The sequence below is a fragment of the Lentzea sp. NPDC004782 genome, assembly GCF_040609115.1.
GTDB lineage: Bacteria > Actinomycetota > Actinomycetes > Mycobacteriales > Pseudonocardiaceae > Lentzea.
Window position 1 is genome coordinate 1 of the sequence record NZ_JBEXJN010000124.1, and the last position, 10,928, is coordinate 10,928.

Below are 10,928 nucleotides of genomic sequence, written 5' to 3' on the forward strand. Positions count from 1 at the left end.
AAGCGGTGGCCGTGCCCATGTCAAAGCCCAGGCGCCTCCTGGTTAAAACACCAGATCCACCTGAGGTCGATGAAGGCGCCCTTCATCCACGACGCACCACCGACTCGGAGTTGGTGGTGCTTGCGGACGCGCCATCACACTCCGGCGAGTGCCTCCAGCTCCGGCACCAGCGCCGCGGGCGACGGCGCGGCGTGGATCTCGGCCTGCAGGGCCAGCGAGGCCTCGCGCGCCTCGGGCTTGCCGATCAGCTCCTCCAGGCGGTCCTGGATGAACGACACGTCCTGCTGCTTCTCCACGCCCTCCACGGCCGCACCGGCACCGGTCGCCTCCAGCCGCTCGGCCCACGGGAAGTGGTCGGCGAACTGCGGCAGCACCAGCTGCGGCGTGGCGGCGTTCAGCGCGGTCAGGCCCGTGCCGGAACCGCCGTGGTGCACGATCACCGAGCACGTGCGCATGAACAGGTTCAGCGGAAGGTGCGCGGACGAGATCACCTTGTCGGCGATCACCGAGTGGTCCTCGGCGTCGATGCCGTCGGGAACGGCCAGGACGACCTCGACGTCACCGAGCCGTGCGATCGCCTCGTACACCCAGCCCAGCACCTTGCGCATGCCGAGCTCCTTGGGCATCGAGCCGAACGACACGCAGATCCGCGGCTTCGACGGCTGCTCCAGCGCCCAGTCCGGAACCGCGCCGAACCCGTTGGACGGCAGGTACCGCACGGGACGGCCCTTCTCCAGGCCGGGCAGCTGGAACGACGGCGGGCACGGGTCGATGGTCAGCTCCGGCTCCGGCAGCCCGGTGAGGCCGAGCTGCTGCGCCACCGGGTCGAGGACCATGTGCGCGGTCTCCTCGAACGCCTCCGTCAACGGGTCTACGCCCCAGCGGTGCCGCACCACCGGCACACCGAGGATGCCGCCGAGCAGCCGCCCGGCGAGGTCCATCGGGTCGGTCAGGATCAGGTCGGGAGCGAACGCCCTGGCCTTCTCCAGCTGCAGCTGCAACGTCTCCGCGGTGCGGCCCGCGGGACCGTAGGCGATGTTGCCCCAGAACTGGCGGTCCGGTCGCGGCAGCGCCTCTGCGGGAGAGGCGTTCTCGCCCGCCTGCTGGATGATGCCCTGCAGCATCATCTTCTGGTCCTGCTCCTCGCCGAGCGCGATCGCGTCGAGGCCCGTCGACTTCACGAACGGCACCAGGTGCCGCGGTGTGGTGACGATGACCTCGTGGCCGGCACCGCGCAGTGCCCAGGTCAGTGGCACTATCGGCTGCAGGTGCCCGCTCGCCGGCCACGTGCTGATGAGTACTCGCATTGCCGTTGCTCCTTCATCCGGCTGACGGTAGGGCTTCGAGTGGAACGCCGGTCGTGGCGCTGAGATAGCGGTCGACGACGCGCCGGTAGTAGTCGGGACCGAAGCCCAGCTCGCGCACGACGGGCGCGAGGCGGCTGAGCTTGGCCAGGGAGATGTCGTGCCGCGCGTACGCTTCGCGGTAGGTCTTGACCAACGGCACGCGCAGCCGTTCTTCCAGATGTGCCACCACGTTCTCGACCGGGACGGGCACACCGCTCGCGACGTTCACGACCTCGTCGCACACCCTGCTCGTCAGCAACGCGTCGAGCAGCCGCACCACGTCGAGAACGTCGATGAGGTCGCGGTGCGCTCCCCGCCAGACCTCGACCTCGCCGGAACGCACCTGTGCCACCAGCGTCGGCATCATCTGATGCGGACGCTGGTCCGGACCGACGAGATGTCCCAGGCGCAGCACCAGGTGGGCCACCCCGGAGGCACGGATCAACGCCTCCATCGCGAGCTTGTGGCGCCCGTAGGCGTTGCCGGGGAACACCGGCCCGTCCTCCGTGCCCGGCGAGTCCGGTGAGCCGTACATGGCGGCGGAGGCGGTGGAGAAGTAGACGAACAGCTTGCCTTCCGCGCGGCACCTGCGGATCGCGTCGTGCAGGATGCCGGTCTCGCGGCCGAACTCGTCCGACGACGTGGCGACGGTCGAGGAGGATCCGGCCGCGAACGCGACGACGTCATGATGCTTTCCCGCTATGCGTGCGAGGTTCATGGCCAGGAAGCCACGTCCGATGACGTCCATGGAAGTCCCTTACTGGGAGATGTCCTGTTCGCTGCGGACACCGATGTGTTGCACGAGCAGACCGTCGCGGCCCTCGAAGAAGTGCGCCTGCGCGTAGGTGAAGCGCGTGCCGACGGGAGCCGCCTGGCCCTCCTCGGTCTCGATGCCGGTGAAGCGCACGCGCAGCACGACCGTGGTGCCCTCGGCGACGGCCTGCTGCACCTCCCACCTGGCGTCCTTGAAGCGGCGGTTGAGCCACAGGATGTGCTGCCGCACGCCTTCCGGACCGTTGGGGAACATCCCGGGCGGACCGGTGACGTCGAAGAAGTCGTCGTGGATGAGGTCGTCGACCAGGCTGAGGTCCTGCGTGTTCAACGCGACCTGCAGCTTGAGCGCGAGATCTTTGTAGTGCTCGCTGATGGACTTCTTGTACGTCGCGGCCAGCGCGACGTCCAAGGAGGGTTCGGTGACCGCGGTCATGTTGAGTCTCCCTCGAAGATTCCTTGAAAAGGGCCCATGACGGGCGGAAGGCCCGCCGATCGCGGTGATCGGCGAGCCTTCTGCTGACAACTCGGGTGTTACTTCTTGGCGTCCGCGTTCCACTGCGCCGCGGCGGCGTTGTCGTCCCCGCCGCCCCACTGCGCCGCGGCTTCGGCACTCCACTCGCCGCCGTCGCCGCCTTCCCAGGCGCTCGGGTCCCACGCGGGCTTCGGCATCTTCGGCAGGAAGAAGATCAGCCCGGCCGCCGCGAGCTCCAGCGCCACGACGACCCAGATGCTGGTCTCGATCGCCGGCAGGTAGCCGGATCCGTTCACGACCGCGAAGAACACGGTGCCGAGGACCGCGACGCCCAGCGCGCCACCGAACTGCTGCACCGAGGTGAGCGTGCCGGACGCCGAGCCCGTCTCCTGCGGGTCGACCCCCGCGAGGATCAGCTCGAAGAACGGCGCCATCGCGAGACCCATGCCGATGCCCGCGAAGAACAGCGACGGGGACATCGCCCAGCCGCCCACGTCCGGACCGCCGAGCTTGATCGTGAAGTAGAACGCGACCAGGCCGACGACCATGCCGGTGAGTCCGATGTGGATCAGGCGACGGCCGAGCTTCGCGGCCAGGCCCGCACCGGAGGCGGCGAAGCCGAACGTGGAACCGATCGCCTGCGGCAGCACCGCGAGCGACGCGCCGAGCGGGGTGAACCCGAGGCCCAGCTGCAGGTAGACGCTCAGCACCAGCGAGAAACCGGTGAGCGCGGAGAACAGCGCGAGACCCGCGACCAGGCCGCCGTTGAACGCCTTCTTCTTGAACAGCGACGGCACGACGAGCGGCTCGCCGCCCTTGCGGTCCCTGCGGCCCTCGTACCAGCCGAACAGGAAGAACGTGAGCACACCGGCCACGATGGACACGAAGGTCCACGCCGGCCAGCCCGCTTCACGTCCCTGCACGACCGGGAAGACCAGCAGCGCGGCACCGCCCGAGGCGAGCAACGCCCCGACCAGGTCCAGCTTCTTGGCCGTCTTGCTGGGCTTGGGGAAGCACTTGATGGCACCGACGACCGCCAGCAGGCCGAGCGGCGCGTTGATCAGGAAGATCATCCGCCAGCCGGTGCCGAACAGGTCGGCGTTGATCAGCCAGCCGCCGAGGATCGGGCCACCGATGGTCGCGAGACCGAGGATCGGGCCGTAGGCGCCGAACGCCTTGGCCATCTCCTTGGGCGGGAACACCTCGGTGATGACGCCGAGTCCCTGCGGCAGCATCATCGCGCCGAAGAGGCCCTGCAGCACGCGGGCCGCCACCAGCACGCCCGGCGACGTCGAGACGCTGCACAGCACCGAGGCGACCGTGAAGCCGGTGGCACCGACGACGAACATGGTCTTCTTGCCGAAGATGTCGCCGAGCCGGCCGCCGATGATCAGGCCGCACGCCATGGCGAGCGTGTAACCGGCACCCAGCCACTGGATGAACGTCGCGCCACCACCGATGTCCGCCACGATGGACGGGGCGGCGATGACCGTGATCAGGGAGTCGAGAATGTCCATCGCGGTGGCCAGCAGGATGACGCCGAGTGCCAGCCAGCGCCATTTGAACGGCTCACCTTGGCTCGCGTTGGCTCCCGGCCAACTCTGCGCACCTGAATCCGGCGCCGCGTCGATGTTCTGGGTCATAGCTCCTCACTCAGTTTCTTCCGCTGCGCCGGCGGCGCTGTGACGGACGAAGTCCTCGATCACCGGCACGACCGCGCCGGGCGAGGGCATTTCCTCGATCGCTTGCTTCAACTGACTCGCCCGGTCCCGGTAGGACGTGTCCTCCAGCAACGCCCGGCAGGCCTCGAGCACCTCTGCCGGTTCCACCTCCTGCGACTGGAGCTGCTTGGCGGCACCGAACTCGCAGAGGCGTTGCGCGGAATCCCGTTGCTCCGCCATGACTCCCGGAGCGAGCAGCTGCGGGAGCCCGGCGATCAGGGAGGACATGGTCGATCCCCCACCCGCGTGGTGCACCGTCAGATCACAGGCGGGCAGCACGGAGGTGAGCGGCATCCACCCGGCGGCGACAACGGCGTCGGGCAGCGGAGCGAGCTTGGCGACCGCTTCGTCCGGCATCGCGAGCACGAGCTCCACACCCAGCGAGGGCAGGGTGCGGACCAGCTCGTCGAAGATGGCCGGGCCCGCGGGGGAGTTCGGCAGGATCGTGCCGAGCGTGATCATGATGCGGGGGCGGTCGCGCTTTTCGAAGACCCACGAGGGCACCGGGGCCGGCGTGTCGTACTGGACGCACCGCATCGGTTGCCCCGCAACAACATCCTTCGGGCGGATGAGCGCGGGACAGGTGTCGAGCACCATGTCGGGCTCCGGCAACGCGTCGAACCCGAGCCTCTCCAGCTCGGGGGCGAGCTCCACGGCCGTCCAGCCGTCGATGTCGGAGCGGTAACCGATGCCGATGCCGTTCTCGAACCACGGAATGCCGTGCAGCTTCGCGGCCACACCGGCGGAGAACGCGTGCGCCTCACCGATGATCGCGTCCGGACGCCACGCCTCGGTGATCGCCAGCATGCCGTCGATCGTGCGGGCGGCGAGCCGGCCGAACCCGCGGCCGACCTGCTCGAGCAGGCCTTCCTCGGTGTCCGCCTGCGCCAGCGGGTTGCCCGCCCGGTCGTGCAGCATGACCTCGCGCATGTGCATGGGCCCGTACGTGGCCACGTGCGGCAGGCCCGAACCGTTGACCGTGGCGGCCATGCTCTCCGGGCTCGCCACCAACACCTCGTGACCCGCCGCCCGCAAGGCCCACGCCAGCGGGACGACCGGGAAGTAGAGGCCGAACGACGGACCGCTACTCACTAGGATCTTCATGCTGACCACGCTATTCAAGGCGGATAGGGCGGCACTTGAGCCGCGGTGGAGCCGCATCACCCGATGGTGTTTTTCTGGGAAACGGCAGGTACTATTTCTGCCCCAATTCGACTAGCCCAGCGCGTTGAGGGCCGCCACCAACGTCCTGGCCTGCACGTTCACGTAACGGCCGTGCCGCAGCAGATCCGTCAGCTGACCCACGGTGACCCAGGCGTACTGCGGCGGAACATCGGTCGGGAATGATTCGTCCGCCTCGACGACGAGATAGTCGCTCTCGGTGTCGAGGAATCGGCCGCCCTCTTCGGAATGCACCGTCGAGTAGTGGATTCGCGACTTCTCCGCGGACAGCACGTGGTCGAGGAACGGCGGCCGTTCGGCGTCGTGGTAGTTGCCGGGCACGCACTGCACCGTCGGCCCCAGCTCCACCGTGTCGAGGAACCCGCCTTCCAGGCGCGCGTGCACCAGCACGTGCAGCACGCCGCCGAACTGCTTCACGATGAACGCCGCGACGCCCCTGCCGTGCTGCTCGAACAACGGCTGCGTCCAGCTCGTCACCTCGCGGTTGCCGGCGACCGCCCGCACCGCGACGCACCGGAAGAACTTCCCGTCCTCACGGCAGATCTCGTCTTCCTTCCGGATCCAGCCGGACACGGCGCCGAGCGGGACGCGCGAGACGTCGATGTCGTGGTCGGCGCGCTGCCCGGTGAACCAGCTCAACACGTCCGGGGTCGTCGACAACGCGCCGGCGTGCGGGTCGCGCGAGGCCAGCAGGGCGGCCTGGAAGTCGTTCGCGGGCTCCGCGAAACCCGGTGCGGGCAGGCAGGAGAGCACCGTGCGCGAGTCCATGTTGACGAGGTTGTCCCTGTGCAGCAACGCGTTCACCTGACCGAGCGTGAGCCAGACGAAGTCGTCGTCCGCGGGCACGTCCTCGGTCACCTCGACGACGATGTTGCGGTTGCTCTTGCGGTAGAACCACGACCCGTGCTCGGACTGGAGCACGTCGACGATCACCCGGCCGCGCTGGGCACCCTCGGCGAAGTACTCCAGGTACTTCACCTTGGCACCCTTGTGCACACGCGTGTAGTTCGACTTCGTGGCCTGCACCGTCGGGGAGAGCTGCAGCAGGTTCGGGTTGCCGGGTTCCATCTTCGCCTGCATGAGGCAGTGCAGGACCCCGTTGAACTCCTTGACGAGGATGCCGAGCATGCCGACCTCGGGCTGGCGGATGATCGGCTGGCTCCACGAGCGCGCGGCGGTCTCGACCTTCAGGCCCTCGACGGTGAAGAACTTGCCGCTCTGGTGCCGGATGTTGCCGGTGCCCTCCTCCGTGTACCAGAGGTCCAGGTCGGCGAACGGGATGCGCTCGACGCGGAACGCGTTGGCGAGCCAGCGTTCGGTCAGCCACAGGTCGAAGTGTTCGGTCTGCAGGAACGCACCCTGCACGGTGGCGGCGGACTTCGCGAGCCTCGCCGGGAGGTCGGTGTCCTCCCGCCTGCGCAGCTGCGTGGTGGACGATGTCACGGCAACCTCCCTGGGGAACTCCCTCGCCTCAGAAACGGTGTCGGCGCGCGCTCGAGCGGGAATGGGGAAGTGGCTGAGGAAAACGGTTTCGAGCAGGTCGCGAGCCATTCGCGGTGACAGGTTCTCACCATCGGGCGACCCAACATCGTCCGTCCCGAAAGGTCCCCACCGTGTCGAACCAAGCAGCGAGTTCGTCGAGACTCCCGTCGCTGACGGGCATGCGGTTCGTCGCCGCGGCAATGGTCTTCGTCTTCCACGGCAGCCTGGAGTTCCTCTTCAAGACTCCCGAGGTCGGCTTCCTCTACATGATCGCGACGAGCACCGCGGGGTTCGTCGGTGTGTCGTTCTTCTTCATCCTCAGCGGGTTCGTGCTCACGTGGTCGGCGCGGCCGGGCGACACGAAAGCGAGCTTCTGGCGCCGGCGGTTCGCGAAGATCCTGCCCAACCACGTCGTCACGTTCGCCGCGGCGGTCGTGCTGCTGCTGGCCTTCCGCCAGGCGGTCGTCCCGGCGTCCGCGGCCGCGAACCTGTTCCTGGTGCAGTCGTGGATCCCGAGCTACGAGGTGCTGTTGTCCGGCAACGGTGTCGCGTGGTCGCTGTCCGTCGAGGCCGTGTTCTACCTGTCGTTCCCGTTCCTGCTGGTGCTGATCAACAAGATCCGGCCGTCGCGGCTGTGGTTCTCAGCCGGCCTCGCGGTGCTCGCGGTGCTGCTGGTGCCGGTGCTGGCGAAGGTTTTGCTGCCGTCGACGCCGGTGTGGCCGTGGGGTCCCGCGTCCTACGTCCAGATCTGGTTCGTCTACAACTTCCCGGTGACGCGCCTGTTCGAGTTCGCTCTCGGCATCATCCTGGCGCGGATCGTCATGACCGGGCGGTGGATCGGCCTGAGCGTCAAGTGGGGCGTCGCGCTCGCGTTCGCCGGCTACGTCGCCTCGTTGTTCGTGCCGTTCCTGTACTCGTTCACCGGCGCGACGGTCATCCCGCTGGCGTTGCTGATCCCGGCCGCGGCAGCCGCGGACGTCAAGGGGCGCAGGACGTTCTTCGCGCGGCCGGGCATGGTGTGGCTGGGTGAGGTGTCGTTCGCGTTCTACCTGGTGCACCGGCTCGTGCTGACGTACGGGCACTGGGCGTTCGGCACGGAGATCAACGCTTTCGGCGCGCTGGGCGGCAAGGCGTGGTCGGCACCGGTCGCGCTGGCGTTCCTGGTGGCGGCGTTCGCGGTGTCCCTGCTGCTGTCCTGGGCGCTGTTCGCGTGGGTGGAGACGCCGTTCATGCGCCGCTTCGGCCGCACCGCGGTGAAGCCGTTGCAGACCTCGCCGCAGGAGGACGTCGTTGGCGTGGTCCGGTAGACGCGCAAAGAAAAAGGCCCGCCGGTCGCCGGCGGGCCTTTTTCGCGCCGTCACCAGGTGACGGGCATTTCGTAGACGCCGTACATGACCGCGCCGTCCTTGTACTGCAGCTCGTTCCACGGCTTGGCCAGCTTGATGTCCGGGATGCGCTGGAACAGCTTGGTGAGCACCACGGTCAGCTCGACCCGGGCGATCTCCGCGCCGATGCAGTGGTGCACGCCGTAGCCGAACGCGACGTGGTTGCGCGCGTTCGGGCGGGTGATGTCGAACTTGTCGGGCTCCGGGAAGGCCTCGGGGTCGCGGTTGGCCGCGCCACCGCAGATGATCATGCCCTCGCCCTCCTTGATGGTGACGGGGCCGGCGTCGATGTCGGCCAGCGCCACGCGGGAGGACGCGAGGTCGCCCGGCGTGAGGTAGCGCAGCAGCTCCTCGACGGCGTTGGGCGCGAGGCTCCAGTCGTTCTTCAGCTTCTCCAGCTGGTCGGGGTGCTCCAGCAGGGTCATGGTGCCGATCGCGATCATCGCGGCGCTGGTCTCGTGACCGCCGTTGAGCAGCAGGCGGACCAGGTTGACGAGCTCGCGGCTGTCGTAGAGGCCGGCCTCGTGGAAGCGGACGACGATGCGGCTGATCAGGTCCTCGCCCGGCTCCTTCAGCTTGCGCTCGAGCAGCTCGGCGAGGTAACCGTTCAGCTCCGTGATCGCGGCCATCCGCACCTCGGCGCTGGACTTGCCGCCGAACAGCTTGTCGGTGCGGTCGTGCAGGTAGTCGTGGTCCTGGTGCGGGATGCCGAGGATCTCGCAGACGATCGTCAGCGGCACCGGCAGCGCCAGCGCGGTGACGAGGTCGCACGGCGGGCCCTGGCGGAGCATCTCGTCGATGCGCTCGTCGACGATGGCCTCGATCTTCGGCAGCATCGCGCGGACCCGCTGCTTGGTGAACTCACCGGACACCGCGGCCATGCGGCGGTAGACCGTGTGCTTGGGCGGGTCCCAGCCGATGAACGAGCCCTCGGTGCGGAACTGCGGCGGGATGTCGATGTAGTACGGGAAGCCCTCGTGGCCGCGGTCGGAGCTCGCGTTCGGCTCGGTGAGGAGTTTGCGCACGTGCTCGTAGCTCGTGACCACGTACGCCTCACGACCGGTGCGGAGCCCGACCTTGGCGATGGGGGTTTCCGGCCGGAGCCGCGCGTATTCCTCCGGGGGCTGGAACGGGCACTTGCGGTGCCAGGGGAAAGGCGTCAGCTCTGTTTCGGCGTTGGTCATGGCGGTTCCCTTCTCGTCAGCCGCGCTCGACCGTGCCAGCCGCGCGTGGAGATGGCCTGGATGTCCGCTCGACCGCCTTCGAGGTGACTTCTAGGTGTGGCCCGTAACGTGCCCACGCATGAACGTCACCGAGTTCGAGGTCACCGTCCCCGAGTCCTCTGTGGACGATCTGCGCACCCGTCTGTCGCTGACCCGCTGGCCCGACGCGGAGACGGTGGCGGACTGGTCGCAGGGCGCGCCGCTGTCCTTCGTCCGTTCGCTCGCTGAGCACTGGGAGCACAAGTACGACTGGCGGGCCGTCGAGGCGCGGCTCAACTCCCTTCCCCAGTACCGCGCCGAGATCGACGGGCTGGGCATCCACTTCCTCCACGTCCGCTCGCCACACGCGGGCGCGACGCCGTTGCTGCTCACCCACGGCTGGCCCGGTTCGGTGCTGGAGTTCCTGGAGGTGATCGAGCCGCTCACGAACCCCGCCGATCCCGCGGACGCGTTCCACGTCGTCGTGCCCTCCCTGCCGGGCTACGGCTTCTCCGACAGGCCCGCGGAGACCGGTTGGGGCGTCGAGAGAATCGCTCGCGCGTGGTCGTCGTTGATGGCCGGCCTGGGCTACGAGCGCTACGCCGCGCACGGCGGTGACTGGGGCTCGTTCGTCACGGCCGAACTCGGTCACATCGACTCCGAGCGGCTCATCGGCATCCACCTGACGATGGTGTTCGCCGGGCCTCCCGAGGCGCAGGTCGAGCTGACCGAGCGCGACTACGCCGGTCTGGCGGCGTTGAAGGAGTTCCAGGCTCGCGAAGCCGGCTACTCGGCCATCCAGATGACCAAACCGCAGACCATCGGCTACGGCCTTCAGGACTCCCCCGTCGCCCTGCTGGCGTGGATCGCGGAGAAGTACTACGCGTGGACCGACCACGACAGGCCGTTCGAGGAGGTCGTTCCGGTCGGCAAGCTGCTGGACGCCGTGTCGATCTACTGGTTCACCGGAACGGCGACGTCGGCCGCGCGCCTGTACTGGGAGTCGCACAACCGCGTGCCGATGCACCAGGTGTCCGTGCCGACCGGCGTGACGATCTTCCCCAAGGACGCGCGCATGCCGAAGGCGTGGATCGAGGCCAGGTTCAGCGACCTGCGTTACTGGCACGACGCCCCCGTGGGCGGCCACTTCCCCGGCATCGAACGCCCGGACGTCCTCGTCGCCGAGCTCCAGACGTTCTTCCGCCAGGTCCGCTGACAAGATGGATGAACGGCGCTTTTGTCCACGAGGTGGACAAAAGCGCCGTTCATCAAGAACTAGGCCGCAGTGGGGCGGTGGAAGCCCGGGGCGGCGGCCCCCACGGGGCGGGTCGGGGCGGGGGGCGGGGGCAGGCGGCGGGCCCGGG

General features: G+C 68.5%; 9 protein-coding genes. 2 read left to right on the forward strand and 7 right to left on the reverse strand.

Translation table 11 applies throughout. The features are described from left to right. Positions 1-134: 134 nt before the first annotated feature. From ABZV40_RS45530 to ABZV40_RS45555, 6 genes are all read right to left on the reverse strand, one after another. The gene (locus ABZV40_RS45530; RefSeq protein WP_355456353.1) at positions 135-1,307 is read right to left on the reverse strand and encodes a nucleotide disphospho-sugar-binding domain-containing protein; all 1,173 of its coding nucleotides are present in this window, start codon (positions 1,305-1,307) and stop codon (positions 135-137) included. A gap of 13 nt (positions 1,308-1,320) precedes the next feature. Next, complete coding sequence (locus tag ABZV40_RS45535; RefSeq protein WP_355456354.1) at positions 1,321-2,094, reverse strand: NAD-dependent epimerase/dehydratase family protein; 774 nt, start codon at positions 2,092-2,094, stop codon at positions 1,321-1,323. Between the two features lie 9 nt (positions 2,095-2,103). Beyond that, positions 2,104-2,553, reverse strand: coding sequence for an ester cyclase (locus tag ABZV40_RS45540; protein WP_355456355.1), 450 nt, complete (start codon positions 2,551-2,553; stop codon positions 2,104-2,106). 98 nt (positions 2,554-2,651) lie between these two features. Continuing rightward, entirely contained in the window at positions 2,652-4,235 is a 1,584-nt protein-coding gene (locus ABZV40_RS45545) for an MFS transporter (RefSeq protein ID WP_355456356.1), read from the reverse strand. 6 nt (positions 4,236-4,241) lie between these two features. Beyond that, positions 4,242-5,417 (reverse strand): nucleotide disphospho-sugar-binding domain-containing protein, encoded by a 1,176-nt coding sequence (locus ABZV40_RS45550; protein WP_355456357.1) that lies wholly within the window; start codon positions 5,415-5,417, stop codon positions 4,242-4,244. A 111-nt stretch (positions 5,418-5,528) separates the two neighbouring features. Further along, a complete protein-coding gene (locus tag ABZV40_RS45555) occupies positions 5,529-6,938 on the reverse strand; it encodes an NDP-hexose 2,3-dehydratase family protein (protein ID WP_355456358.1) in 1,410 nt (469 codons plus the stop codon). Between the two features lie 170 nt (positions 6,939-7,108). On the opposite strand from ABZV40_RS45555, the gene ABZV40_RS45560 reads away from it, so the two are divergent. Next, positions 7,109-8,284, forward strand: coding sequence for an acyltransferase (locus tag ABZV40_RS45560; RefSeq protein ID WP_355456359.1), 1,176 nt, complete (start codon positions 7,109-7,111; stop codon positions 8,282-8,284). 50 nt (positions 8,285-8,334) lie between these two features. Here the strand turns inward: ABZV40_RS45560 and ABZV40_RS45565 are convergent, their stop codons facing one another. Next, positions 8,335-9,546 carry a cytochrome P450 gene (locus ABZV40_RS45565; protein WP_355456360.1) on the reverse strand — a complete coding sequence of 404 codons (1,212 nt, stop codon included), beginning with the start codon at positions 9,544-9,546 and terminating at the stop codon, positions 8,335-8,337. Between the two features lie 118 nt (positions 9,547-9,664). Here ABZV40_RS45565 and ABZV40_RS45570 point away from each other — a divergent pair, with 118 nt between their 5' ends. Beyond that, positions 9,665-10,780 (forward strand): epoxide hydrolase family protein, encoded by a 1,116-nt coding sequence (locus ABZV40_RS45570; protein ID WP_355456361.1) that lies wholly within the window; start codon positions 9,665-9,667, stop codon positions 10,778-10,780. Positions 10,781-10,928: the final 148 nt, after the last annotated feature.

What these genes read in the sequence shown, in the direction of transcription:
- ABZV40_RS45565 (WP_355456360.1), bottom strand. Translation starts at nt 9,546, where the DNA reads ATGACCAACGCCGAAACAGAGCTGACGCCTTTCCCCTGGCACCGCAAG.
- ABZV40_RS45545 (WP_355456356.1), bottom strand. Translation starts at nt 4,235, where the DNA reads ATGACCCAGAACATCGACGCGGCGCCGGATTCAGGTGCGCAGAGTTGG.
- ABZV40_RS45530 (WP_355456353.1), bottom strand. Translation starts at nt 1,307, where the DNA reads ATGCGAGTACTCATCAGCACGTGGCCGGCGAGCGGGCACCTGCAGCCG.
- ABZV40_RS45550 (WP_355456357.1), bottom strand. Translation starts at nt 5,417, where the DNA reads ATGAAGATCCTAGTGAGTAGCGGTCCGTCGTTCGGCCTCTACTTCCCG.
- ABZV40_RS45540 (WP_355456355.1), bottom strand. Translation starts at nt 2,553, where the DNA reads ATGACCGCGGTCACCGAACCCTCCTTGGACGTCGCGCTGGCCGCGACG.
- ABZV40_RS45570 (WP_355456361.1), top strand. Translation starts at nt 9,665, where the DNA reads ATGAACGTCACCGAGTTCGAGGTCACCGTCCCCGAGTCCTCTGTGGAC.
- ABZV40_RS45535 (WP_355456354.1), bottom strand. Translation starts at nt 2,094, where the DNA reads ATGGACGTCATCGGACGTGGCTTCCTGGCCATGAACCTCGCACGCATA.